This window comes from Amycolatopsis pithecellobii, assembly GCF_009707865.1.
GTDB lineage: Bacteria > Actinomycetota > Actinomycetes > Mycobacteriales > Pseudonocardiaceae > Amycolatopsis_E > Amycolatopsis_E pithecellobii.
The window spans coordinates 1-24,534 of record NZ_WMBA01000022.1; the positions used below are offsets into that span (position 1 = coordinate 1).

Here is a 24,534-nt window from a genome sequence, read left to right on the forward strand (position 1 = left end):
ACACGCCCCACCGTTCGAACCCCGCCCGCGCGTACCCCCGGCACGGGTCGGTGACCGGGCAGGCGGCGCACACCTGTTTCGCCGATTCAGCGGAGCCTGAGGGCAGCCACCGGGCACACTTGAACAGCCTGAGCGGCGGCCCCCGAGAGGTGGGCGGGTACGTCGGACTGGTCGATCACCAGCATGCCGTCGTCGTCGAGGTGCACCAGATCCGGTGCTGCGTTTTCGCATAGGCCATGGCCTTCGCAGCGATCGCGGTCCACCTCGAGCTGCGTTGGCCGCGACGTCGGTTCATCGGCCATTGACGGATTCACGTCGACGAGCAGGCTCCGGGGTAAGCGCATTTGGGGGGCCGGCACATATTCGATTGTGAAACCGTCGCTGAGCCGCATGCGAGGAAAACGTTCAGCGAGCGCCTCGATGATCACGCGTGCTTCGATGCGCGCGATCGGCGCTCCGAGGCAAGTGTGAATCCCGGAACCGAAGGCGAGATGCGCCGCGACTCCCACGCGGTCGAGGTCGAATTCGAGCGCGGAGTCCCCCCAGGCATGCTCGTCCCAGTTGGCGGACTGCAGGCTCAACACGACCCGGTCCTTCGGCGTGACCGGGCAGCCGGCGAGTTGGGTGCCGGTGACCGTGGTGCGCAGGGTGTATTGCAGAGGTGAGTCACGCCGGAGCGACTCCTCGACCGCCGCGGCCGCAAGTGACGGGTCGGCGACGACACGGTCCCACCGAGACGGCTCTTCCAAGAGGCGGTACAGCACATTGCCGATCAAGCTGGTGGTGGTGTCAGCTCCCGCGACGAACAGTTGCAGGAGGTGCCGGGCCGCGACCACATCGTCGAAGGAGAGGCCTTCGCCCGGGTGAACGAGACCGTCGATCACGTCGTCACGTCGTTCGCCCGACTCGCGCCGCTGCTTGAGCACACGGACGAAGATGTCCATGATCTGGCCGATCAGCCCTGGGCTCGCCGCCGGGAGATTCGCGTTCAACTCGTCTGACAGCGCCTGCATTCGGTCCCAGTCTTCGGTCGGGACGCCGATGATCGTATAGACGGTGCGACCGGGAATGACTCGACCTAAATGGTGGACGAGGTCGGCCCGACCATGGTCGGGGATTTCGGCGACGGCTTCCTTGACAAGCTCACGGACACGTGGTTCCAGTTTCCGCAGCCGCGCAGGCTCGAACCAGCGGCGGAGAAATCGGCGGATCTCGGTGTGGAAAGGCGGGTCGGACCTCGCGATGACGGTGTTCATCGGATCGCGTTCGGCTGGCGCGGGTCCACGCTCGAGATCGAAATTGTATTCGTTGGAGAATCTGTCGACATCGCCGAGCACTTCGCGAACCGTGGCATTGTCGGCCACGACCGCCATTCCCGGATACGGGCAGGTCACCCTTGCGCGTGCGTCGGCCAGCGCCTGCTCGGCGGCGGCGTGGTGGGACTGGCTGAAGGGATCGAAGGGTGAATCGGCCATCGGTTGCTCCTTTGCAAGCGTTGTGCGGTCTACAAAGTCCGAAATGCGGCGGGCGGTTCCCCTCAGCTGCCGGCCGCCTGGGGTGCGCGCAGCGGCGCCAACACCCGGTTGAGTGTCTCGAGCTCAGCGAGCATCGCGCTCGCGGCCTGCTCTGCCGAGTCGTTGGCGACGAAATTCGACTGCTCGTCGAACATCGCAAACACGTTGGGGAGCTTGACCGCGGTCGGCGCGGGCACCATTTGCAGCGCCACCACCACCTGCTGGAGCTGCTGGACGGCCCGGGTCCCCGCCGCTATACCGCCATAGGACACGAATCCCAGTGGTTTGTGCCGCCATTCGTGGCAAAGGTAGTCGAGCGCGTTCTTCAGCGGGGCCGGGTATCCGTGGTTGTACTCGGCGGTCACGATGACGATCGCGTCCGCGGCATCGACCGTGGCGCTCCACGCGAGCGAGTGCGCCTTCGTGTACTGGCGCAAGTAAGGCGCATGGGGTTCGTCGAACAGCGGTAGCTCGAGTTCGGCGAGATCAGCCAGTTCCACCTCGAAGCGGCCGTCGGCGACCGCGTGCGCCGCGAACCATTCGGCCACCGGGAGCCCGACGCGGCCTGGCCGGGTGCTGCCGATCACGATCAGGAGTTTGGACATTCAGCCATCCCGTCAGAGTGGTCGTGTGGTTCAGGATCCAGCGCCGGACCGGGTGGGCGCGAACCCCTGGAGGCTGCACGACCGTCCACAATGCACACTTTGTGGCGATCGGACGGTACTTCCTGCTCGAACATGACGATGCCCCTTTCCAGTGCCATGAAAGCCGCACATCTCGACCCGGACAAATACGAATCGGCCGCGAGGCGATCGGTGGATGGCGATATCCCGGCTCACACCCGACTTTGCGGCGACGACCTTTCAGGCGCCGATAGTATGTATACGGATGGATAGCCTCCGACCTGGTCCCAACACGGCAGGTATCTCCTAGTGGTAACAAGGTTTTACACCTTGCATGCTCGAATTGATACGTATACGCTCTATTATCAGGGTTCTCCCATCGCCGGGCCTGAGGCCACCGAGCCCACCAGCGTCCGGCCAAATCCACTTTCGCCGAACTTGATCGGAGCATCATGGCGACACGGCGGTTCGAGGCCACCTCCGCGATAGGAGCGACGGCATGACAACCACGGTCCCGCTCCTCGTCGTGGGCGGAGGTATCGGCGGCTTGGCCACTGCGCTGTCGATCGCGCGGCACGGTCGGCGGGTCCACGTCCTGGAGCGCGCCGCCGAGTTCGCGGAGATCGGTGCCGGCCTGCAGTTCGGACCGAACGCGAGCCGGGCACTTGCTGCTCTCGGTGTCTACGACGACATCCGCCCGCTCGCGGTCGCGCCGCGTCGGGCGGTGATGAAGGACGCGGTCGACGGAAATGTCTTGACGACGCTCGATTTCGGCACGGGGTTTGAAAGCCGTTATGGCTACCCCTACCTCGTCCTGCATCGCCGCGACCTGCTCGAAGCATTGCTGGCCAAGTGTCGTGCGTGCGAGCTGATCACCCTGGAGACCAGGCGGACCGTAGTCGACGCCGAGGTTCGCGCCGACGGCGCCACCGTCGTCTGCTCGGACGGCGCGACTTACCACACCGATGCATTGGTCGCGGCCGACGGTCTGCATTCCACGTTGCGCGGCAAGGTCATCGGTGACGAAGCGGTGTGCAGCGGCTATGCCGCTTACCGCGGCACCGTGCCGATGGACCACATGGACGGCGCCGTCGCGGCCGATGAAGTCACATTGTGGGTCGGGCCCGGCATCCACGCCATTCAGTACCCGGTGCGTGGCGGCGAGCTGTACAACCAAGTTGTCGTGTTCCGTAGCAAGCGATTCCACAATGGACATACCGAGCCGGGCGAGTGGGGTACCCCGGACGAGCTCGACGACGCTTTCGCCGACGCTTGTGGAGCGGTGCGAGCGGCGGTGTCGCGGATCGGACGCGAGCGGCACTGGCCCATGTACGACCGCATACCGACGGACACCTGGATCAACGGGCGGCTCCTGCTCACCGGCGACGCGGCACACCCGATGCTCCAGTACCTCGGCCAAGGCGCGTGTCAGGCGCTGGAAGATGCCGTCGAACTCGGCTATCGGTTAGCGCACAACGGTAGCGACATTGATACCGCTTACCGCGATTTCGAGACGGTGCGCCTGCCGCGCACGGCGCAATGCCAGACCCGGGCCCGGCCGTGGGGCGATATGTGGCATACCGATGATCCGCTCACAGTCGGACTGCGGAACAGGTTCCTGGCGATGCGTGCTCCCGACGACTACAGCGAACTCGACTGGCTCTACGCCGCCGCGCCACCCGGCGCCGCCGCGGCTTTCCAGATGCCGCGGGCCGGGTCCGTGCGGGGGTGAACGGGAGTTCCCGGGTGGCGGCGGATCCATATCTACTGAGGGCGAGGTCGAGGATGTCGGAGCGGATTGTGGTTGTGGGGGCTTCCATAGCCGGGGTACGAACGGCACTGGCATTGCGCGGACAGGGATTCGAGGGAGAGCTCGTCCTCGTCGGTGACGAATCCCAGCTGCCCTACGACAAGCCGCCGCTTTCGAAGCAGTTCTTGTCGGGTCAATGGAACCTCGGGCGGTTCACCTTGCTGGACGAGCACGCCGCCGATGCCGCCCGCATCGACCTGCGGCTGGGAGCCGCAGCCGTCGGGCTGGCCCCCTCCGCGTCGTTGGTGGAACTGTCCGACGGAAGGGTTGTGCCCTACGACCGGCTTGTCGTCGCCACCGGCGCCTCAGCCCGTCCCTCACCGTGGAATCCCCACTCGGGACTTCACCGGATCCGCTCGGTCGCCGATATCGAAGCACTGACCGCAGACCTGCGCGGCGGCGGAGACGTGGCCGTCATCGGCGCCGGAGTGGTGGGGTGCGAGGTAGCCGCGACCCTGCGGATGCTGGGCCATGCCGTCACGCTCGTCGACACGCTCACCGCTCCGATGGAGCGCGTCGTCGGCCCCGATCTCGCTGCCCGTTTCCTTGCGCTACATCACCGGCACGGAGTGACCACCCACCTGGGCACCGAGGTTCGCGGCATCTCCGGGTGCATGGGCGATCTCAGCGTCGACCTCGCCGATGGGGCAACGATCAAGGCCGCCGCCGTCGTGGTCGGGATCGGTTCCGTCCCCAATGACTCCTGGCTACGGGGCTCCGGACTGGCGCTCGACGGCGGAGTTCGCACCGACGAGTTCGGCCGCGCGGAAGGCTTTCCGGATATCTACGCGGTCGGTGACGTCGCGAATCGGTGGCATTCCGGCCTCGGCCGCCACCATCGATCCGAGCACTGGTCGGCCGCGGCCGAGGACGGGGTGCGAGTCGCCCACAACATCCTCCATCCCGGTTCTCCGGCCGTGCTGGAGTCGGTGCCCTACGTCTGGAGCCACCAGTACGACTGGAAGATCCAAGTTGCCGGCTTCGCAAGCGACGGCAAGTCCGAACTCGTCGGCGACCTTTCCGGCGAAAAGCCCAAAGGCGCTGCGCTCTATGCGGACGGCTCAGGATGCCTCGCCCGCGCCGTCACCGTGAACTGGCCCTCTGCGCTCGTGAAATGCCGGCGCCATCTCGATGTCGGCGGCTCCGTCGTGTCGATCCGCGAAAGTCTCGAGCAGATGCTCGAGCGGTCCGCTAAGGCGCGGTGAGGTCGAGTCGCGTCTCGTCATGGGCGTCCAGCACTCGCTGGAGCAGGGCCACCAGCTCCGCCTGCTCGGAGGGTGACAAGGCGCTCAGCATGGTGGCCTGGGACCGGTGCGCCGCGGCGGTCATCCGGCGCTCGGTCGTGCGCCCTTCGGTGGTGAGGGAAACCAGCACCCGCCGCCGGTCACTCGGGTCTCGTGAACGGGTGACACAGCCTTCACGCTCCAGGCGGTCGACGAAGCCGACGACCTGGCTGCGGTCGACGTCGAGCCGGTCCGCGAGCTCGTGCTGGGCCAGCGGCCCGAAATCGCGTAGGGCGACGAGTACCGCGTGATCGTTGATGCTCAGGCCTTCTTGCTCAAGGACACGAAGCAGCAACCGAGCCCCGACACGGCCCACATTGCCGGCCAAATACGCCGGCATGGCCAGCAGCGTCGGCGGGCGGACGTTGCCACGCTCCAGGGCGGCCGGTCGGCCTGCCCGATCACGCGCTCCCCCTTGTGCTGTCGGGACATTCCGGGAATCGCTCACCACGCCCGCTACCTCGCAGCCAGGCGTGCCCGGGTCTGCTCCACCAGCTCCATCTGGATGGGCAGCGGCGGCCGCTCGGAATGCACGAGACTGAACACCGGCATCGACAGATCCGCGTCAGCGAACGGGATCTCCCGCAAGGTCCCCTGGCGAAGCTCGTCCTCGACGCAGCTGCGAAAAAGCAGGCATGCGTCGACACCATGGCGAATCACACGCTTCATCGCCTCCGGGTGCCCGAGCTCCATCACGGCGGTCTGCGGGGGGACGCCGCGTTCCATGAGCCGGCGGTCGACGACATCTCGCGCGACACTTCCGGCGAAGGGGGCCACGAGGGCCAACTTGGCGAGATCGGCCAGCTGGAGCTCGTCGATCCCGGCGAGCCTGTCGGGCGCCGCTACGAGCACGATCTCCTCACGGCCGATTTCCTCCGAGCGCACGTGTGGGTGCTCGTGCCCCGGGCCGGCGATGACGATCCCGAGATCGCACTCACCCGACCCCACCGCGGCGAACGCCCTCTCCGGATCAGACACCTGCATCGTGATGATCGCGCGCGGCAGCGCACGCCGGAACCCGGCGAGTATCGGCGGCAGCAGGTAGCTGCCCACGGTCAGGCTCGCGGCAAGCGCAAGGGTGCCGCTGTTCGCGTCATCGAGGTCGTCAAGCCTGCGCATGAGATCGCGCGTGCCGGCAAGCATTTCTTTCGCCCACTGGTAAACCTGCTCCCCCGCCTTCGTCAGCTTCATGCGCTGACCGTCGCGGTAGAGCACCTGGACACCGAGCCGCTCCTGCAACGACCGCAGGTGACCGGATACCACCGACTGGGCGACCCAGAGATGATCCGCCGCACGAGAGACACCGCCCAGCTCGATGACCGAGCAGAACACCTCCAGTTTCTGCAAAGTGATGCGGTTGTCGTAGCGGGACGAGACCCGCGCCGGCGACTCGGGATCGACACTGCTCCCGGCCAGCTCATCAGTTACCGCAGTCATCCCGCCAGGCTAGCTGATGAGGGGGTCAATTGTTAAGACGCTCAATGATTATGATGGACCCTCAGAGCACCTTGTCCAGCGTGATCGGCAGGTTGCGGACGCGGCGGCCGGTTGCGTTGTGGATCGCGTTGGCGATCGCCGCGGCCACGCCGGTGATCCCGATCTCGCCGACTCCACGCGCGCCGGCGGGAGCGAGAGGATCGGGAACGTCGGTCCAGCTGACCTCGATCCTCGGCACGTCCAAGTGGACCGGCAGGTGGTATTCGGTCAGGCTCGGGTTCATGATCCGGCCGGTCCGCTCGTCGAACGCGGTCTCCTCCATGAGCGCGAGGCCGATCCCCATGATGATCCCGCCGCGGAGCTGGCTTGCGGCGGTCTTCGGGTTGAGGATGCGGCCGCAATCGTAGGAACCGACGACGCGGTCGACGCGGGTCTCGCCGGTGACTTCGTTGACCCGGACCTCGCAGAAGACGGCGCCGAAGGAATGCATCGAGTGGGCTTTCATCTCGTCCGGGTCGGCGGCGGAGGCGACGACGGACACCTCGTCGTGCCCGGCGCGTTCCAGGATCCGCACGTAGCTCTCCCAGCGGCTCGGGTCGGCGAGTTCGCAGAGTCCCTCGTCGCGGCAACCGATTTCGTCGGCGGTCAATCCGGCAAGAAGCGACTCTTCACCCGCGAGTTTGAGTAGCTGTGCCACGAGTTCGCGCTGTGCGGCAATCACCGCGGCGGCGATCGTCACCGTCTGCGCGGAGGCCCCGGCCTGGAAAGTGCCGGGGAACGACGAGTCACCGTAGGCGACGGTCACCTGATCCAGCGGCAGCCCGAGGCGCTCCGCGGTGATGATCGTCTGTGTCGTCGAGGTGCCCATCCCCATGTCGCCGGCCGCCACCCGCACCGTCGCATGGCCGGTGCGGTCCAGGGTGATCCCCGCGCGGGCACCGGGAAAGCGCTGGTGCGGATACGTCGCGCTCGCGCACCCCATCCCGATCAGCCATTCGCCCTCCCTGCTCTCACCCGGCCGCTTCCGCCGCGCCCAGCCGAACCGTGCGGCGCCGGCACGCCACGCCGCGACCAGCTGACGGGACGAGAACGGCAACCCGGTACTTGGATCTTTCTCAGGCTCATTGCGGATTCTCAGCTCGATCGGATCCAGGCCGAGCTCGACGGCGAGCTCGTCGATCGCCGATTCGAGCGCGAAGGTACCGACCGCCTCCCCCGGCGCCCGCATGAACGAGTTGGAGAGCATATCCACGTCCGCCACGAGCTGATCCGCCTTCAGCGTCCCGGTCGCATACATGATCCGGGCGGGCAGCGTGAACGGCTCCGCGAGCACGTTGTAAGGAGTGATCGCCGAGACGCCCGTATGGATCAGCGCGGTGAAGCACCCGTCGTCTTCGGCGCCGATCGCGACCCGCTGCTCGGTGTTGGTGCGACCGCCGACCAGCCGGTAGACGCCCTCGCGCGAAAGCGTCAGCCGCACCGCACGCCCGGCGAGCTTCGCCGCGGCGGCGGCGAGCACATGGTGCGACCACACCGTCTTGCCGCCGAACCCACCGCCGACGTGGGGCGAGCTGACGTGCACCTGGTCCTCATCGATCCCGAAGACCTGCGCCAAGGTCCAGGCGTGAGGTTTCACGGCCTGGCTCGAGTCATGGACGACGAGGTCGCCTTCGGTCCAGGCCACCGTCACCGCATGGGGCTCGATTGCGTTGTGGTTGTGGCGCGGCGTGCGGTAGACGACGTCGACAGAGTGGGGCGCACCGGCGAGTGCGGCCTCGGCGTCTCCCACGGCGACGGTGGTCGGCCGGAACAGAACGTGATCCGGCCTGCGTGGGTCGCTCTCGGCGTCCCCGAACGTCCGCGGTGCCGAGGACGAGTAGGCGACCTCGATCAGCGACGCCGCATGATCGGCCTGCTCCTGCGTCGCGGCCAGCACGACGGCGACCGGCTCACCGTTCCAGTGGATACTGTCGTCCTGCATGATCGGCAAAGTGCTCCCGCCGAAGGCCTTCGGCCCGGTCAGAAACGCCGGGGCCGGCCGGATTCGCGGGGCGTTGCGGTAGGTCATGACGAGCACGACCCCGGCCGCGGCCTCAGCGGCACGGGTGTCCAATGTGGAGATACGTCCGCGAGCGATGGTGGCGTAGCGCAGCGCGGCATAGACCATGCCCTCGAACACGTACTCGGCGGCGAAACGCGCCTCGCCCAGGACCTTGAGCCGCCCGTCCAGGCGCGATACGGGCGCGCCGATGAGCCCGCGCCGGGCACGCAACACCGGGTCGGGTCCAGTAGCCGGCGTCCAGCCCTCGTGAGCGACCGGCACTGCGGGCTGGGATTGCGCGTCGCTCACGAGCGACCTCCCTCGGTCAGCTGCCGCAAGACGGCGATGATCGTGCGACGGGCGAGGTCGACCTTGAAGGCGTTGCCCGCGAGGGGGCGGGCCCCGGCCAACTCGGCGTCGGCCGCCCGAGCGAAGGTCTCCATGGTCGCCGCGCGTCCTCGCAACACCTCCTCGGCGCGCCACGCCCGCCACGGCTTGGGGGCGACCCCACCGAGGGCGAGGCGCACAACGGCGATCGTTTCGCCTTCGAGCACGAGTGCGGCGGCGACGGAAACAAGCGCGAACGCATAACTGGAACGGTCGCGTACCTTGCGGTAGGTCGAACGCGTGGCGAGCTCGGGCGCAGGCAGCTCCACGGCGGTGATCAGCTCGCCGGGCTCGAGCACCGTCTCGACATCCGGACGATCACCAGGCAGCCGGTGCAGGTCGCACAGAGCGACCGTACGCACACCCGACGAGCTTTGCAGGTGCACGACGGCGTCCAGCGCGGCCAGCGCGACACCCATATCCGACGGGTGGGTGGCCACGCATGACGGGGAAGCACCGAGGATCGCGTGGCCGCGGTTGACGCCTTCGATCGCGTCGCAGCCATGGCCTGGGGAACGCTTGTTGCACCGCGCACCCTCGGTGTCGTAGAAGTACGCGCACCGGGTGCGCTGCAACAGATTGCCGCCCACCGTCGCCATGTTGCGGATCTGTCCCGAGGCGCCGGCGACGATCGCGCGGGCGAGCATCGGGTAGCCAGTGCGGACCGCGGAGTGCTCGGCCACCGCGGTGTTGCGCGTGGCTGCCCCGATCATCAGGCCGCCGTCGGCGGTTCCCTGGATATCGGTCGACAGGCCGGTCACGTCGACGAGCGCCGACGGCGTCTCGACGTTCTCGCGCATCAGGTCGACGAGGTTCGTGCCGCCACCGAGGTAGCGCGCTCCCCCGTCGGCGAGGCGGATCGCGTCGGCGGCGTCGGCGGCGCGGGAATACCGGAACTCGATCACCCGGCCCGCCCGGTGTAGACCTCGACGATCGCGTCGACGATCCCGTTGTGGGCGCCGCAGCGGCAGAGGTTCCCGCTCATCCGCTCGCGCAGTTCATCGTGGTTGAGCTCGATCTCGGCGGCCGTGACGTCCTCGGTCACGTGGCTGGGGACCCCGCGCGCCACCTCCGCGGCCATGCCGACTGCCGAGCAGATCTGGCCGGGGGTGCAGTAGCCGCACTGGAACCCGTCGTGGTCGATGAACGCTTGCTGGAGCGGGTGCAGGGCGCCGTCGCCGGCCAGGCCTTCGATCGTGGTCACCTCGCGCCCCTCGTACTGCACGGCCAGTGCCAGGCAGGAAAGGATCCGCTCGCCATCGACCAGCATCGTGCAGGCACCGCACGCGCCCTGAGCACATCCCTTTTTCGAGCCGTGAAGCCCGAGCTGCTCGCGCACGAAGTCGAGCAACGAAACACGCGTGTCGGCCGGAACCGCCGTTTCGAGACCGTTGACGATGATCGGCATGCGCCCGACGGTAGGCCGACGACGCCGGGTGGCTCAAATACGTATTCGCGCGCCGGTCATCGGGCTGTGGCGATCGCACTCGGGCCATCGCCCGACACCGATGACCCCGCGGGAGATTCCTACTTCCCGACGTGACGAGCGCGGCTTACCTTTCACCGAAGTTGCGCCGGCATCGGCGAAGATGGAGGAGGCGACATGACGGCCACACCAGAGACCTGGATCGGACGCTACTACGAGCTCTGCGGCGCGAAGGACATCGACCGCGCCATGGAATTCTGGGCGCCCGAAGGAGTGCTCCGGTTCGCGAACTTCGATCCCCTCGTCGGGCGCGAGCTGATCCACTCGACGTTGAGCGAACTCGTCAACAGCTGGGTCAAGGAGACGCATACACTGCTCAACCTCTGGGAACTCACGGGCGGTCTCGTCGCCTTCGAGATGGACGTGGCGTTCGACCGCCACGACGGGCAGCACGTCAGCGTTCCCGGTGCCGCGGTCTGCCGTGTCGACGGTGAGCGCTTCCTCGAGCAACGTATTTACGTTGACATGGCACCCGTGTTCGCGGCCACGGCCGGCGTCTGACGACGGGACGACCAAGCGGGAGGTTCGAGTGATCGTGTGCGGGGTCCTGGGGGCACGAGTGTGAGTGGTTTTTCGGTGACGAATGTGCGGGTCTTCGACGGTGAGGCGGTGGTGGATGCGAACACCGTGACGTGTTCCGGCGGCGTGATCACCGCCATGGGGCAAGCGCCGCCAGCGGGTGTCGAGGTGGTCGATGGTGATGGTGGGACACTGCTCCCGGGCTTGATCGACGCGCATGTGCATCCGACCGAGCAGGGGCTGCGGCAGGCGGTGTCATTCGGGGTCACCACGGTGTTCGAGATGGGCGGGGCGCCGCGCAGCCGGGAGGACCGGGCACGGATCGCCGCCGACGATCAGCTGGCCGACCTTTTCTCGGCCGGGCTTCCGCTGACCGCGGTGTGCGGGCACCCGAACGAGCTGCTGGTCAGCCGGGACGAGCTGTTCTGGCCCGACGGTGGCTGCCGTCCCGAGGCGGCGCCGATTCCCGGCCTGACCGATCCCGCGGACCTTCCGGAGTTCATCGCCGGGCAGGTACGCGCGGGCGTGGACTTCATCAAGCTGCTCGCCGAGGAAGGCACCGTGCTGGCCGCACCCGGGCTCCCCGAGCTGAGCGAGAACGTGTTCGCCGCCGCGGTTCGCGAGGCACACGGGCACAACAAGCTCGTGGTCGCCCACGCCCTCACCTACGACGCAGCACTGCGGATGGCGCGCACCGGAGCCGATGGCTTCGCCCACATCTTCCTCGACCGGCCACCCACCGAAGAGATCGTGAACGCCATCGTCGAGGCCGGCATGTTCGTCATCCCGTGCCTGGTCCTGAACCGGTCGATCACCGGAACGACGGGCGAGGACCTGGCCGCCGACCCGCGCGTCTCAGCACGCCTGGACGACACGTGGCTCCGCGCGCTCCGCCGGTCCTTCGGCACCTGGCCTGCCGGCGACTTCGACTCGTCACTGCAGACCGTCGCCGCGCTCCACCGCGCCGGCGTGCCCATTCTGGCCGGGACCGACACCGCCGCCCCCGACGAGGAATACGGCGGCCTGGCCCAGGGAGCCAGCCTGCACCACGAGCTACAACTGCTCGTCCGAGCCGGCCTCACCCCCATCGAAGCCCTGCGCTCGGCGACCTCCGTGCCCGCACGGCACTTCGGACTGCACGACCGCGGTGTCATCCGTCCCGGAGCCCGCGCCGATCTGCTCCTCGTCGACGGAAACCCCACCACGGACATCACCGACACCCTGAACACGCGCACCACCTGGCGCCACGGCACACCCGCCGAACAACGAAACGGCACAGTATGAGGGCTCATTCATGAAGATCATCTGCCTCGAAGAGCACGTCTCCACGCCGCCGCTGGTCGACGCTTGGACGGCGCGCTCCCTGCGGTTCGGCGGGGGCCCGATCGCCGGCAAACTTGCGGACCTGTCGGAGGGCCGGCTGGCCGATATGGACGACGCGGGCGTCGATGTGCAAGTGCTCTCGCTGTCGGCGCCCGGACTTGAGGCGCTGCCCGCGGCGGAGGCCGTCGCGCTCGCACGCGATGCGAACGACCGCATCGCCGACGCGATCGCCGCCCATCCCGACCGGCTGCAGGGCTTCGTCAACCTGCCCACGCCGGACCCGGCGGGTGCGGCGGCGGAACTGCGCCGCGGCGTCGAAGACCTGGGTTTCCGTGCAGGCTTCATGTTCGGCCGGGTCGGCGAGCGCACCATCGACCATCCCGACTTCGACGAGCTGTGGGCCACCGCTGCGGAGTTGCGCACCCCCATCTACCTGCATCCGGCCGAGCCCCCTCGCGCCGTCAAGGACGCCTACTACTCCGGACTCGGGAACTCCGACGCCGACTTCCTCTTCTCCGCGGGCGCCATCGGCTGGCACTACGAAACCGGCATCCAGCTGCTGCGGCTGATCTACGGCCGCGTCTTCGATCGACACCCGGACCTGCAGGTCATCGTGGGGCACTGGGGGGAAGTCGTGCTCTTCTACGCCGAGCGCGTGCAACTGCTCGACCGGTCGATGCGTCCCCCGCTCGATCGATCGCTTTCCGAATACCTGCGTGAGAACGTGTCCTACACGCCAAGCGGGATGTATTCGCCGCGGTACCTCGCGTGGACGATCGATCTGGTGGGCGTCGACCGGATCCTGTTCTCGACCGACTATCCGTATATCCCGACCATCGGCGGCGGCGCTTCGCGCGCCTTCCTGGAGAAGTCGTCCCTTCTCTGCGAGGAGGAGCAGCACAAGATCGCCTACGCGAACTGGGAAAGGCTCACCGCGAAATCGTAAGATGTCCGACCGGATACGAATGGCTCGCTCCCGCGGGAGCGAGCCTTTCGTATCGGTAGCCGGGTCAGGCGCCCTGGCCCACAGGCTGCCGGGGCAGCCGCAGGTCGTGTTCCGCCTGCGCCACGTCGGCCACTGTCCGGCCCACACTGCTCACCAAGGCGACCGCACGTTCCACGAGCGGCTGGTTCCCGGCCGCGAGCTCACCCTTGGCGATGTGCAGCGTGTCTTCGAGCCCCGCTCGGGCGTTACCTCCCAGCGCGAGTCCGATCGCCGTCAGCTGAAGATTTGCCCGGCCAATCGCAATGACCTGCCACACGCTCCCCTCAGGAAGCCGGCGCACCACGCTGAACAGGTTGTCGGCCGTGGCCGCCATACCGCCACGCACTCCCAGCACGATGCTGAACTGCAAGGGCTCGTCCAGCAGCCCCTCGTCGCGCAACCGCAGGCAAGCGTCCAGATGCCCGGTGTCGTAGATTTCGAGCTCCGGCTTGACACCGAGTTCCCGCATGCGGGCCGCGAGGCGACGCACATCCTGGGGCGGATTGCGGAACTCCCCCGCACCGAAACTCATGCTGCACGGATTGAGAGTCGCCATGCGCGGTCGCAGCTCGACCAGCCGTTCCCGCTCCTGAAAAGGAACATCAAGGCCGACGCCGGTGGAAAGCTGCACGAGGATCGGGCATCGCTCCGCAATCAGGTCGATCGTCCGCTGTGCGATCCCCAGATCGGCGGTCGGCCGATCGTGCTCGTCACGCAGGTGAAGATGTGCGACGGCAGCGCCGGCCCGGTAGGCGCTGGCCACCGCATCCGCGATCTCGTGCGGCTGAGTCGGCAGACTCGGGTTATCGCTCTTCATCGCGAGCGGCCCTGTCGGGGCGACGGTGATGACCGCGCTCACGCGTGACCGCCGGGCGTCTCGCCGGATCGGAGCGGGTGGAAGAGGCTGGTCTCCATCAACTCCGCAGCCGCGAGTCCCTCGGAAGTCAGCCTGATGGTTCCGCCGCTCTCGATGAGCCAGGCCAGATATCCGCCCTCGGGATCCTCCCTGGGACCCCAGTGGGCAACGGCCTTCGGGATCCAGATCCCGCTACCGGGCTGGGAGAGTCCGCCGTAGGGAGCGGGCCCGCGGAAGTAGAAGACCAGCTCGTCGTAATCGGCGTTGTGGTGCTGCGGCGGGCGGCCACCCGGCCGGGAACTCAACGTGTAAAGGAGGAGATCCTTGGTGGGCGTTTCCGCGAAATGTGACGGCGGGCCGCCGGCCGGCAGATAAGCCACCGGCTGGATGTCGCCCAGGTTGACCTTCCAAACGGGCACCTGACCATAGACGACCTCGGTCATCGCCAGTGGGTCGCGCGGCATGGTGAACCGCGTGACGCCGTCGGCCGTCCTGATGAGCAGCGTCGTCTCACCGCTCGCCTGGGACGTGCGCGTCGGATCGGGGCGGTGAACCGCACGTGCCGCGTTGATCATCCCCGGCTGAGCCTGCGGGTTCATGGAAATCGTCTCGGGCGTCTCGACAATCGCCCGAAGCGTGGACTCCGTCGTCGGGACGACCCGGTACGACGCCGCGCGCGGCAAGAACACGAAGTCACCCGGCTGCACCGAGAGGGTGCCCCAGTCGGTTACATAATCGAGCTCGCCCTCCTGGACGAAATGCACCTCGTCGTACTCGGCATTGCGCCACACGAATGGTGCCGGCTCAGACCGGGCCGACACCGAGAGCGTCAGTTCGTTACGTGACCGCGCGAACACGGTCGGAAGCTCACCCGGATCTGCCGCATCGACCGCCTTGATCGCCGTGAGGTCGATGCGGTGAGGGGCATGTGGGCCGTTCACATCGGTGTACTCATTGATGGGGTGCGGCCGGAGGGTGACGACGAAGTCACCGAGGAAACCCTCTCTGCTCCAGTTATGCGGGTAGACGGTGTCGCCCATCCTGTCCTCACTTCGTTCGAACTTCGCGCTTCACCATTTCCGGTTGTCCGCGCCCACCTCATTTCCAGTTATAGCCCACGAAACTCGACCCGGACAAATACGAATCGGCCGCCATGTGATCGGTGACCACCGATGTAAGACGTCGGCGCATCATCGCCATTCGGCGATGATGTCATGAGCGAAAAGCGATCGGTTCTGAATTGCGGAATTCCGCCGTATGCTGAGTTTTATGACGAACCGTGACGCCACGTCCGGTACCTATCGCGGCCGCAACAGCACGGCCGATCGCACACTCGATATTCTCCTGCTCTACACGGCGGACAAGCCGGTGTGGACCGGGAGCGACATCGCCGCACGGTTGGGCGTGGCACGGTCGACCGCATACCGATACCTGCAGAGCTTGATCGGTACCGGGTTGATCGAGGAGACCGAAGGCGGATTCCGCATCGGGCCACGGATTTTCGACCTGGCGCGGTCTGCCCGCACCGAATGCGGGCTTTCGGAGGTCTCGTTACCCGCCATGCGAAAACTGGCCGCGCAGCTCGACGGGACGGTGCTGCTGACCCGGCGATCCGGCCGATCGGTTGTCTGCGTGGAGTTGATCGAGGCGCGGCCTGCGGTGCGTTTGTCGTATGACCGCGGGCTCGCCCTGCCGATCAATGCGGGCGCCGCCGCCGAGGTGCTCCTCGCGTGGGCAGACCCCCATGAGATCTCCATGCTCCTCGACAGTGGGCCGTTGGCGCGGTTCACCAGCAGGACCCTGGCCGCTCCCGATACCCTTCGGGCTCGGTTCACGCAGATCCGCAATCGCGGAGTCGCCATCACCCGAGGCGAACTGGACGAACACATCCTTGGTGTGTCCGCTCCGATCCGCGATGTGACCGGCGCGGTCTGCGCGGCCATCAGCGTCGCGGCACTCGCCGCACGGGTACGGAAGGGCGAGCTGAAAAACCTCGCCACCGCCGTGTGCCGCGCAGCCACCGCGATAACGCACGAACTCGAGCGGACCGCGAAAGGATGTCCTGAGAGTCGAGACAGGCTGATTGACCAGACGGCGACAGGATTCTAGCGTCTACGCCACTTCGTAGAGGATGCGCCGGCCGGCACCGGTCCACGGCCTCGACACGCTCGGCTTCCCCGGACGATCACTCAGCAGATAGGGCTATGCAATGACGCACCCGAACTCGCCTGCGCGCGGCCAACTGGGCCGCGCCGTGCTGTCGAGCTTTCTCGGCAGCTTGATCGAATACTACGACTTCACGCTCTACGCCGCTGCCGCGGCGGTCGTATTCAACAAGGTGTTCTTCAGCAGCCTCGATCCCGTAGCCGGCACCGTCGCCAGTCTGGGCACATTCGCCACCGGATACGTCGCACGTCCGGTGGGCGGCATCGTGTTCGGGCATTTCGGTGACCGGCTCGGCCGCAAACGAATGCTGGTCCTGAGCATGACGATGATGGGACTGAGCAGCACGATCATCGGTGTCCTGCCAACGTCGGCGCAGATCGGGACCTGGGCACCGGTTCTCCTCATCGTAATGCGCGTAATCCAGGGCGTGGCCGTCGGCGGTGAGTGGGGTGGTGCGGTACTCATGTCCACCGAGCACGCCAGGTCGCGGCGTGGCCTGTGGGCGAGCTTCACGAATGCGGGCGCGCCAAGCGGTTTGGTCGTGGCCACCCTGGTCATGGCCGTCTCCGCCGGCGCTACCGGCGAGACGGCATTCCTGAGCTGGGGCTGGCGGATCCCGTTCCTGGCCAGCGTCGTGCTACTCGCGATCGGACTCGTCGTCCGATCGCGAGTCACCGAAACGCCGGTGTTCATCGAGGCCGCCAAGTCGAAACGTACGGGGTCGCCACTCCTCGACGTCGTGCGCAACCATCCCCGTCGCCTGCTCCTCGCGATCGGCATCGCACTCGGCACATACGTCGGGCAGACAACGCTGACGACCTATGTCATCTCCTACGCCGTCCACGTCGGATTCCCCCGCCAGACCGTACTCAACGCGCTCACGGTCGCCTCGGTCGTCGCGGTGTTCGGCATCATCGGCTTCTCCGCGCTGTCGGACCGATACGGACGCCGTCCCCTGGTCCTCGCGGGCTCGGTCGGCATGTTGATCTGGGCCTTCCTGCTCTTCCCGTTGATCGACAGCAAGTCGACGTTCCAGCTGACCGTCGCAGTCGTCGTCGGGCTGGGCATTGTGTGTGCCTGCATGTCAGGGCCGCTCGCCGCGCTGTTCCCCGAACTGTTCCCCACCCGGGTCCGCTACACGGGCGCCTCGCTCGGCTACCAGATCGCCGGTATCGGGGGCGGCGTCGCGCCGGTCGTCTTCGCCTCGATGTTGGCAGGAGGCGGGAACACCTTGCCGATCTCGATTGTCATCGGGGCCGGGTGCGTACTGACGATCGGCTGTGTCCTCGCCTTGCGCGAGACCGCCAAGTCGGACCTCGACGAGCCGGCACAGGTCGAAGGAATCACCGCCCGTACCTGAAAGAACGAAGAGAGCGCGGCGGTCAGAGATGCGTTGCCACGCGGATCAGATCGGCAACTGCCCGAGAACGGCTATGTGGTGGCCAGGCGATCACCGTGGTGACAGCGTGAGCATCCACCACCGGCACGGCGACGAGATCCTTGCGGAGGTCGGTCTTGCACGATGTGGGCAGAATCGCCGAGGCCCGCCTCAAGGCGATAAGCTCATACAGCTGAGTCAGGTTGCGTACCTCCACGCCGGGACCATCGGGATAGCCGTCGGGTCCGGGCCAGCGAGCCATCGGAAGGTCGGGCAGCGCGTTGACGTCCGCAGTGCGCACCTGGGAATGGCCGGCCAGCGGATGAGCGGCCGGCAGGATGGCGATCTGGTCCTCGGAGTGGAGTACCTCCGTGTCGAACCCCGCTGTCGAGTCATAGGGCTCGTGCAGGAGCGCGACGTCGGCTCGCCCGTCCCGCAGCAACAGGTGTGGCTGGGATTCGCACAGCAGCACCTCGACAGGGACCGCGCCTGGTTCGGCCGCATAGGCGTCGAGCAGCTTCGCCAGCAGCTCGCCGGACGCGCCCGCCTTGGCGCCGAGGACGAGTATCGGATTGTCCGCCGCGGCCTGCCGAGTGCGCCGCTCGGCCGCCGCGACGGCGCTGAGGATCGCCCGGCCCTCGGCGAGGAGCACGGATCCGGCCTCGGTCAGGGTCACCTTGCGACTGGTGCGTTCCAGCAGCGCCACCCCGAGCCGCCGTTCGAGTTGGGTGATGGTGCGCGACAACGGCGGCTGGGCAATCCCGAGCCGCTCGGCGGCACGGCCGAAATGCAATTCCTCGGCAACGGTGATGAAATGCCGCAACTCCCTGATTTCCACTCCATTACACTAACCTCCGATCGGCGGTCACGATCACCGATATGAGCGAGCAAACGGCGTGGAAGAACGACTGCCGAGGAGGCCCTCCATTATGAGTCTTTCCTGGTCTCCGGACGACCTGCGTCTCATCGACAAGGCCGGGGAACTGGAGATCGCGGTCAAACGCTCCGATGGTGGCTTGCGACCCTGGATACCGATATGGGTTGTGTGCGTCGGCGGGCAGGTGTATGTGCGAACCTGGTTCCGGCGGGACACCGGCTGGTTCGGTCACGCCCTGCGTTCCCGCAATGCCCGTATCAGGGTGCCCGGTCTGGAAGCCGATGTCGCCATCCAGGACATCGGCGACACGTGGACCGACATCACCGATGATGTCGACGCCGCCTACCGCACCAAGTATGGCCGTGGTGGCGCCGGTTCCATGGTGACAGCCGCGGCCACGGCGACCACGCTGCGACTCGACCCCGGCCGGGCGCCAAAGGACTGAAGCCGTGGTTCGCGGCGCACCTGGCCAGGTCGCCGGCAATACTCGTTGGCTATCGGTGCCCTACCCAGAGGGTGTTGGTTCGTGGCCGGGCCGCCAACATCATCGGAGTCATGAGTGAACAGACCATTGCGCTGGTGACGGGCGCGAATCAGGGAATCGGATACGAGATCGCGGCCGGCCTCGGCGCGCTCGGCTGGAATGTGGGCGTCGGCGACCACAATCGGGAGCGACAGCAGGACGCGGTAGCCAAACTACGCGCTGCCGGCGTCGACGCGTTCGCGGTGGCCATTGACGTGACCGACGACGCGAGCGTGGCGGCCGCCGCTCGCCAGCTGGAAGAACACGCCGGCCGGCTGGACGTGCTGGTGAACAACGCCGGAGCCACCGGCGCCTGGCCGCAGCTGCCGACGACGCTGGACCTGGACAGTGCCCGGGCGGCGGTGGAGACGAACGTATTCGGCATGATCCGGGTGATCAACGCGATGTTGCCGCTACTACGCCGCTCGGCGCACCCACGGATCGTCAACCAATCCAGCCACGTCGGCTCCCTGACCCTGCAGACCACCCCCGGTGTCGAACTCGGTGAGCTCAGCGGGGCTTACGCACCGACCAAGACCTACCTGAACGCCGTCACGATCCAGTACGTCAAGGAGCTTGCCGACTCCCACATTCTCATCAACAACGCGTGCCCCGGGTACGTCGCCACGGAGCTCACCGACTATCAGGGGTTTCGCACTCCCCAACAGGGCGCCGCGATCGCCATCAAGCTCGCCACCCTGCCGGATGACGGTCCGACCGGTCAGCTGTTCGACGACGAGGGAGTCGTGCCCTGGTAACGACTCGTGCCCGGGCGACTGATCGCCGCTGGGCGATGGCTCTCGAGAAAAGACCTATTTGCCCATCAGACGAGGCCAAATCTAGCGTCGACGAAATGAAGCAGTCGCTTCCGCCTATCCGGGTCCGGAGATCGTCGTGAACGGACCTGTCACCCCCGCCACATCTGGAGTGCCCACAGCATGAGTCTCTCGCAAAGCCCCCGCCCGGTGGACCGGCTCCTGCAGGACATGATCTGGATGGACGCGCTTGATCCTGCCGAGGGTGGGTATCCGGGCCTCCGAACGGGGGTTGTCGTCGAGGAAAACGGCGTGCTCATCGAGCGCGATGTCCCAGTGGCGCTACGCGATGGTGTGACCGTCTACGTCGACATATTCCGTCCACCCACCGCGACCGATATCCCGGCGATCCTGACGCTCAACCCTTATGGCAAGCATGCACCGAAGGGCTTTCACCTGTTCCCGGGCGCCGACGTGCCCCCCGAGGCGATTTCCCGGCATACGGTGTGGGAAGGGCCAGACCCGATGTGGTGGGCCGAACAGGGATACGCCGTCATCAACGCCGACTCCCGAGGCTCTTGGATGTCCGAGGGGGACCTGGTCGTCCTCAGCGAGCAAGAGGGCGAGGACGGCCACGACCTCGTCGAGTGGGCGGCGACCCTGCCCTGGTGCAACGGCAGGGTCGGCATGACTGGCGTCTCCTATCTGGCGGTCATCCAGTGGCGCGTCGCCGCGACACGACCGCCACATCTCGCGGCCATCAACCCGTGGGAAGGCTGGAGCGACTGTTATCGCGAGTACTTTTTTCATGGCGGTATACCCGAGACGAGGTTCGTCAGGTTCACGCAGTGGTCCTGCCGGTGTGGGACTGGCCGCGTCGAGAACCTGCCGGCGATGCACGACGCCCACCTCATGCTCGACGACTACAACCGCAGCAAATCGGTCGCGGATCTCTCGACGATCGCCGTGCCCGCTTACTGCGTCACCGATTGGGGCGACCACGGTCTGCACACGCGTGGGACGATCGAAGCGTGGCGCGAACTGAGCTCCGAGCACAAATGGCTTGAAGTCCATGGGCGCAAGAAGTGGCAGTACTACTACCGGACCGAGAGCCTGCGTCGCCAGAAGGCGTTCTTCGACCGGTTTCTCAAGGACATCGATGATGAGGTGGACAGCTGGCCGCCGGTGCGCGTAGAGGTCCGAGAGCGCTACTACGAGGGCGTCGAGCGTGCAGAGCGCGAGTGGCCTCTTGCCCGCACCGACTATCGCCCCTACGCGCTGGACGCCAGCGACGGTCTCCTGAAAGCCGAGCCGCCCGCGAGCGAGTCGTCGATCGCCTACGACTCGGGCGCCGACGACGGACGTGCTGTGTTCGACCTCCGGTTCGACACCCGCACAGAGGTCACCGGCCACGCAAAGCTGCGTCTCTTCGTTGAAACCGACGACAGTGACGATATGGACCTGTTTGTGGCGCTGCAGAAGCTCGATCGTGCCGGTCAGCAGGTCCACTTCCCGTACTGGTCGATGATGAACGACGGCCAGGTCGCGCTGGGGTGGCTGCGCGCGAGCCACCGCGAGCTCGACGAAGAGCGTTCCACGCCCTGGCAGCCTCGACTGCGCCACGAACGGCAAATACCGCTTCGCCCAGGCGAACCCGAGGCGGTCGAGATCGAAATCTGGCCGTCCTCCACGTTATTCGAGGCGGGTGAGGCGCTGCGGCTCATCGTCCAGGGACGCGACATCCACCACTACGACATCGGGCCGGCACAGGCGCATGAGCACTCCGTCAACCGCGGGCAGCACCGGATCCACACTGGTGGCCGCTACGACAGCCATCTACTTCTCCCGATCATCCCAGATGAAGCGCATGAGCGGCGGTAGTTGTGGCATATCGGACCTGATCCAGCCCCCGCCACGGCCTGTACGGGTTGAGCCAATGGATGCACTTCAGCACCTTCAATGTGCATGTTCGCGCCCCTGACTCGGAACTGCGTGAGTTCGTGCCCCGAGGCGGTACAACCAACATCCATTCCGCACGACATAGGCTGTACCTGCGGATTTCCGCAAGTTTGGGGATCACCCGGAACCGCAACCCCGCTCGAACACCCACGGACGACCACGATCTTGATCGGCTTGCGTCGTCCGAGCGAGCAAAACCGGGGCGTGTCACGCATCGTGATGCGACGTTTTCGATCAGTGCACCCATTGGCGGACAGACATCTCGCCATCCACCACGGTAAGACAGATAGGGCGTAACCAATGGGGGCGATCGGAGAACTGATGGATATCGCAGAATCATCGAAGGTTTCGTGCCGTCGGCGGCGGCCATTCAGCCGAGCTCCTGTTTAGCTAGGAAAGTCACGAAGAAGGCGGCGAAGATCGATGCAGGTCGCCGCACCAAGAAGCAGTGAACACACGATCGAAAACCAGGACCGTCTTGTGTCGAAGCAGGAACACAACCTCATGGGAACTGTTTCACACGCTCGCCCGAGCGCTTTCGGGACAGGACTCTTCGCGTGCGCTCGCGCAGCATTGAGGCTGCCTCGAGCACATCAGCCCCCTCCAAGCCACCAACCGAGTAGGTGTTGATGAACAATCTTTCCCGCGGAGCCACGTACCGACAGGGAGGAGACCTCCGCGGACTTGCCGGTGAAATTTATCTGGACCTGAGCACCTGCGTCAATCTTTTCGGTCCTCCACCTGCGGTGCAGGAAGTGCTACGAGAACTCGACGTGCAGAGGCTTCGCCCGCATCCCTACGAGGCAGAACCGTTGTTCCGGGCGAGTTACGCTGAGTATCTCGCGGTGGATGCAGCACTTTTGGTCCCCGGGCGGGGAATCACCGAGTTTATTCACATCCTGACTCGGCTACTGCCGCGTGACAGGATCGCGGTCGCGACACCGGACTACACTGACAGCATTCGCCACGTCGTCAATCACTTACCTCCACCCCGAGGCGAGATCGACACGGTTGCAGCGCGGCTCGAGCGGATCGCCGCAGGAATGGCTCGCTACGACTACGTCATCCTGTCAAATCCGAACAATCCACTTGGATTGCATATCCCGGTGTCGGAACTGGCCGAAGTGTGCCGAATGCACCCGCAGTCGACCCTTGTAGTCGACGAAGCCTACGTCGACTTTCTCGGCGGTGAACGGCAGTCGATGACATCGACGGAATTGTCCAATGTCGTCGTACTCACCTCGCCTAACAAAGTGCTCGGCATCGCCGGTATCCGTACTGGCGCAATGTGGACGCGTGACCCCCGCCTTCGGCATGCGGTCGCTGGCGAAAGGTTGAACTGGCCACTGTCGTTTCTCGACTCCACGGTGGCGATCGCCGCACTGCAGGACTCGTCCTGGGTCGAGCGGACCCGGGCTCGGCTGCTGGCTAACGCCAACATCCTGGAGGACCTGCTGGATCGCCGATTCGACGGCGTGGTGAAGGGCACACCGGTGCACTACCGGTTCGTCGCGTCCGAATACCCCGAGCGCGATCACGAAGAGCTTGTGCAATCAGGCGTGGTGGTCCGCGCCTTCGGCGTCAATCAACCCGGGCGCGCCCCGGGGCTGCGCATCACCGCTCCGGCAGATGACGACCTGCCTAAGCTTATCGACGCCTTGGCCACCTGAGCAAGAAAGGCTGGAACCATCTCGAACCCGAAATCCTCCCCCTGGGAGTGGTCAGAAACGCAGTGGCGATCCATGGTGGACGAGGCGAGCGCATGGAACCAGCTACCCCTGGGACACTGGCCACAGAACGCAATTGCGGCCGTCGCGATTTCGGTCGACGCCGACAACGAGACACTTGCCCTCTCCCGTGGTATGAGCGGCCCCGGCCTTCTTTCTCAAGGCCAGTATGGTGCGCGTGTCGGCCTACCCCGAGTCCTCGACACGCTTCGCCGACATTCCGTCCCCGCGACCTTCTTTTACCCCGTGGTGTCCGCCAAGCTCGATCCCGCAGGCTTTGCCGCAGTGAACGCAGACGGACACGAGATCGGCCTGCACGGCTGGATTCACGAAAAATGCGGAGATCTGACGGCAGAACAGGAACGTGAGCTGGCGCTGCGCAGTGCGGAGGCGCTTGAGGTTGCCGCCGGTGTCCGTCCGGTCGGTTTGCGTACCGCATATTGGGACTTCACCGTGCACACGCTGCCGATCATCAGAGAGCTGGGCCTCGAATATGACTCATCGCTTATGGCTGACGACCAGCCATACGAGCTTCTGCACCGAGGTGAGGCGACCGGGGTGACTGAGGTTCCGGTGTCATGGATCCGGGACGACGCTCCATACTTTCCCGACGACGCCTTAGGGAAGCAGGTATTGGCACCACACGAAGTCTTGCGAATCTGGCAGGATGAGTTCGATGCGGCCTACTCCGAGGGCGGTCTGTTCACACTCGCGCTCCACCCTCACATTATCGGACACCGTTCGCGAATCAAGTTGCTGGACGAACTGCTGACGCATATCACGTCCCACTCCGGCGTGTGGTTCACGACTCACGCCGAGGTCGCGCAACACGCGGCCGCACGCCGGACGCTGCCCGCAAAATGATTACTGTCCAGACGTTTATCA

At 66.2% G+C, this 24,534-nt stretch carries 23 protein-coding genes; 12 read left to right on the forward strand and 11 right to left on the reverse strand.

The window, feature by feature from the left end:
• The 3 genes from GKO32_RS40520 to GKO32_RS15710 form a co-directional block, all read right to left on the reverse strand.
• On the reverse strand, positions 1–73 hold a 73-nt coding region (locus GKO32_RS40520; RefSeq protein ID WP_376765965.1), incomplete at its 3' end, for a hypothetical protein.
• Between the two features lie 13 nt (positions 74–86).
• Positions 87–1,475: a cytochrome P450 gene (locus GKO32_RS15705; RefSeq protein ID WP_154757617.1), complete on the reverse strand. Its 1,389-nt coding sequence runs from the start codon at positions 1,473–1,475 to the stop codon at positions 87–89.
• 62 nt (positions 1,476–1,537) lie between these two features.
• A complete protein-coding gene (locus GKO32_RS15710; RefSeq protein ID WP_154757618.1) occupies positions 1,538–2,119 on the reverse strand; it encodes an NADPH-dependent FMN reductase in 582 nt (193 codons plus the stop codon).
• A gap of 517 nt (positions 2,120–2,636) precedes the next feature.
• Between GKO32_RS15710 and GKO32_RS15715 the strand changes: the two genes are divergently transcribed.
• Together GKO32_RS15715 and GKO32_RS15720 are read left to right on the forward strand one after the other, a co-directional pair.
• Positions 2,637–3,869: an FAD-dependent monooxygenase gene (locus GKO32_RS15715; protein ID WP_154757619.1), complete on the forward strand. Its 1,233-nt coding sequence runs from the start codon at positions 2,637–2,639 to the stop codon at positions 3,867–3,869.
• A gap of 53 nt (positions 3,870–3,922) precedes the next feature.
• Positions 3,923–5,152, forward strand: coding sequence for an NAD(P)/FAD-dependent oxidoreductase (locus tag GKO32_RS15720; protein WP_154757620.1), 1,230 nt, complete (start codon positions 3,923–3,925; stop codon positions 5,150–5,152).
• Here the strand turns inward: GKO32_RS15720 and GKO32_RS15725 are convergent.
• From GKO32_RS15725 to GKO32_RS15745, 5 genes are all read right to left on the reverse strand, one after another.
• Complete coding sequence (locus GKO32_RS15725; RefSeq protein WP_312867984.1) at positions 5,139–5,678, reverse strand: MarR family winged helix-turn-helix transcriptional regulator; 540 nt, start codon at positions 5,676–5,678, stop codon at positions 5,139–5,141. The two genes, GKO32_RS15720 and GKO32_RS15725, sit on opposite strands and share 14 nt — an antisense overlap.
• Positions 5,679–5,686: 8 nt before the next feature.
• Positions 5,687–6,667, reverse strand: coding sequence for a LysR family transcriptional regulator (locus tag GKO32_RS15730; protein WP_154757621.1), 981 nt, complete (start codon positions 6,665–6,667; stop codon positions 5,687–5,689).
• Positions 6,668–6,728: 61 nt separating this feature from the next.
• Positions 6,729–9,017, reverse strand: a complete 2,289-nt coding sequence (locus GKO32_RS15735; protein ID WP_208024418.1) for a xanthine dehydrogenase family protein molybdopterin-binding subunit — start codon at positions 9,015–9,017, stop codon at positions 6,729–6,731.
• Positions 9,014–10,000, reverse strand: a complete 987-nt coding sequence (locus GKO32_RS15740; protein ID WP_312867985.1) for an FAD binding domain-containing protein — start codon at positions 9,998–10,000, stop codon at positions 9,014–9,016. Before GKO32_RS15740 ends, GKO32_RS15735 begins: the two co-directional genes overlap by 4 nt.
• Positions 9,997–10,503 carry a 2Fe-2S iron-sulfur cluster-binding protein gene (locus GKO32_RS15745; RefSeq protein ID WP_154757623.1) on the reverse strand — a complete coding sequence of 169 codons (507 nt, stop codon included), beginning with the start codon at positions 10,501–10,503 and terminating at the stop codon, positions 9,997–9,999. The genes GKO32_RS15740 and GKO32_RS15745 overlap by 4 nt, the downstream gene beginning before the upstream one ends.
• Positions 10,504–10,698: 195 nt before the next feature.
• On the opposite strand from GKO32_RS15745, the gene GKO32_RS15750 reads away from it, so the two are divergent.
• The 3 genes from GKO32_RS15750 (at position 10,699) to GKO32_RS15760 (ending at position 13,369) form a co-directional block, all read left to right on the forward strand.
• On the forward strand, positions 10,699–11,082 hold the full coding sequence (locus GKO32_RS15750; RefSeq protein WP_154757624.1) for a nuclear transport factor 2 family protein: 384 nt from the start codon (positions 10,699–10,701) through the stop codon (positions 11,080–11,082).
• 75 nt (positions 11,083–11,157) lie between these two features.
• Complete coding sequence (locus GKO32_RS15755; protein ID WP_312867986.1) at positions 11,158–12,384, forward strand: amidohydrolase family protein; 1,227 nt, start codon at positions 11,158–11,160, stop codon at positions 12,382–12,384.
• Positions 12,385–12,394: 10 nt separating this feature from the next.
• On the forward strand, positions 12,395–13,369 hold the full coding sequence (locus GKO32_RS15760) for an amidohydrolase family protein (protein WP_154757625.1): 975 nt from the start codon (positions 12,395–12,397) through the stop codon (positions 13,367–13,369).
• Positions 13,370–13,433: 64 nt separating this feature from the next.
• Here GKO32_RS15760 and GKO32_RS15765 read toward each other — a convergent pair whose 3' ends face one another.
• Both GKO32_RS15765 and GKO32_RS15770 read right to left on the reverse strand, forming a co-directional pair.
• On the reverse strand, positions 13,434–14,267 hold the full coding sequence (locus GKO32_RS15765; protein WP_312867987.1) for a beta-keto acid cleavage family enzyme: 834 nt from the start codon (positions 14,265–14,267) through the stop codon (positions 13,434–13,436).
• The gene (locus GKO32_RS15770) at positions 14,264–15,304 is read right to left on the reverse strand and encodes a EutQ-related cupin domain-containing protein (protein ID WP_154757626.1); all 1,041 of its coding nucleotides are present in this window, start codon (positions 15,302–15,304) and stop codon (positions 14,264–14,266) included. The genes GKO32_RS15765 and GKO32_RS15770 overlap by 4 nt, the downstream gene beginning before the upstream one ends.
• A 229-nt stretch (positions 15,305–15,533) precedes the next feature.
• Here GKO32_RS15770 and GKO32_RS15775 point away from each other — a divergent pair, with 229 nt between their 5' ends.
• Together GKO32_RS15775 and GKO32_RS15780 are read left to right on the forward strand one after the other, a co-directional pair.
• Complete coding sequence (locus GKO32_RS15775) at positions 15,534–16,373, forward strand: IclR family transcriptional regulator (protein ID WP_154757627.1); 840 nt, start codon at positions 15,534–15,536, stop codon at positions 16,371–16,373.
• Positions 16,374–16,473: 100 nt separating this feature from the next.
• The gene (locus GKO32_RS15780) at positions 16,474–17,790 is read left to right on the forward strand and encodes an MFS transporter (RefSeq protein WP_154757628.1); all 1,317 of its coding nucleotides are present in this window, start codon (positions 16,474–16,476) and stop codon (positions 17,788–17,790) included.
• A 22-nt stretch (positions 17,791–17,812) separates the two neighbouring features.
• Here the strand turns inward: GKO32_RS15780 and GKO32_RS15785 are convergent, their stop codons facing one another.
• Positions 17,813–18,646: a LysR family transcriptional regulator gene (locus GKO32_RS15785; protein WP_312867988.1), complete on the reverse strand. Its 834-nt coding sequence runs from the start codon at positions 18,644–18,646 to the stop codon at positions 17,813–17,815.
• Between the two features lie 91 nt (positions 18,647–18,737).
• On the opposite strand from GKO32_RS15785, the gene GKO32_RS15790 reads away from it, so the two are divergent.
• The 5 genes from GKO32_RS15790 to GKO32_RS15810 all read left to right on the forward strand — a co-directional run bounded on the left by GKO32_RS15790 (position 18,738) and on the right by GKO32_RS15810 (position 24,513).
• Positions 18,738–19,130, forward strand: coding sequence for a DUF2255 family protein (locus tag GKO32_RS15790; RefSeq protein WP_154757629.1), 393 nt, complete (start codon positions 18,738–18,740; stop codon positions 19,128–19,130).
• Positions 19,131–19,240: 110 nt separating this feature from the next.
• Positions 19,241–19,966 carry an SDR family NAD(P)-dependent oxidoreductase gene (locus GKO32_RS15795; protein WP_154757630.1) on the forward strand — a complete coding sequence of 242 codons (726 nt, stop codon included), beginning with the start codon at positions 19,241–19,243 and terminating at the stop codon, positions 19,964–19,966.
• 207 nt (positions 19,967–20,173) lie between these two features.
• The gene (locus GKO32_RS15800; protein ID WP_166459576.1) at positions 20,174–21,844 is read left to right on the forward strand and encodes a CocE/NonD family hydrolase; all 1,671 of its coding nucleotides are present in this window, start codon (positions 20,174–20,176) and stop codon (positions 21,842–21,844) included.
• A 707-nt stretch (positions 21,845–22,551) separates the two neighbouring features.
• Complete coding sequence (locus GKO32_RS15805) at positions 22,552–23,592, forward strand: aminotransferase class I/II-fold pyridoxal phosphate-dependent enzyme (RefSeq protein WP_154757632.1); 1,041 nt, start codon at positions 22,552–22,554, stop codon at positions 23,590–23,592.
• Positions 23,593–23,664: 72 nt separating this feature from the next.
• The gene (locus tag GKO32_RS15810; protein WP_154757633.1) at positions 23,665–24,513 is read left to right on the forward strand and encodes a polysaccharide deacetylase family protein; all 849 of its coding nucleotides are present in this window, start codon (positions 23,665–23,667) and stop codon (positions 24,511–24,513) included.
• Positions 24,514–24,534 lie beyond the last annotated feature (21 nt).

Coding starts and splice junctions, on each gene's coding strand:
- GKO32_RS15705 (WP_154757617.1), bottom strand. CDS start 1,475: ATGGCCGATTCACCCTTCGATCCCTTCAGCCAGTCCCACCACGCCGCC.
- GKO32_RS15710 (WP_154757618.1), bottom strand. CDS start 2,119: ATGTCCAAACTCCTGATCGTGATCGGCAGCACCCGGCCAGGCCGCGTC.
- GKO32_RS15715 (WP_154757619.1), top strand. CDS start 2,637: ATGACAACCACGGTCCCGCTCCTCGTCGTGGGCGGAGGTATCGGCGGC.
- GKO32_RS15720 (WP_154757620.1), top strand. CDS start 3,923: ATGTCGGAGCGGATTGTGGTTGTGGGGGCTTCCATAGCCGGGGTACGA.
- GKO32_RS15730 (WP_154757621.1), bottom strand. CDS start 6,667: ATGACTGCGGTAACTGATGAGCTGGCCGGGAGCAGTGTCGATCCCGAG.
- GKO32_RS15745 (WP_154757623.1), bottom strand. CDS start 10,503: ATGCCGATCATCGTCAACGGTCTCGAAACGGCGGTTCCGGCCGACACG.
- GKO32_RS15750 (WP_154757624.1), top strand. CDS start 10,699: ATGACGGCCACACCAGAGACCTGGATCGGACGCTACTACGAGCTCTGC.
- GKO32_RS15760 (WP_154757625.1), top strand. CDS start 12,395: ATGAAGATCATCTGCCTCGAAGAGCACGTCTCCACGCCGCCGCTGGTC.
- GKO32_RS15770 (WP_154757626.1), bottom strand. CDS start 15,304: ATGGGCGACACCGTCTACCCGCATAACTGGAGCAGAGAGGGTTTCCTC.
- GKO32_RS15775 (WP_154757627.1), top strand. CDS start 15,534: ATGACGAACCGTGACGCCACGTCCGGTACCTATCGCGGCCGCAACAGC.
- GKO32_RS15780 (WP_154757628.1), top strand. CDS start 16,474: ATGACGCACCCGAACTCGCCTGCGCGCGGCCAACTGGGCCGCGCCGTG.
- GKO32_RS15790 (WP_154757629.1), top strand. CDS start 18,738: ATGAGTCTTTCCTGGTCTCCGGACGACCTGCGTCTCATCGACAAGGCC.
- GKO32_RS15795 (WP_154757630.1), top strand. CDS start 19,241: ATGAGTGAACAGACCATTGCGCTGGTGACGGGCGCGAATCAGGGAATC.
- GKO32_RS15805 (WP_154757632.1), top strand. CDS start 22,552: ATGAACAATCTTTCCCGCGGAGCCACGTACCGACAGGGAGGAGACCTC.
- GKO32_RS15810 (WP_154757633.1), top strand. CDS start 23,665: ATGGTGGACGAGGCGAGCGCATGGAACCAGCTACCCCTGGGACACTGG.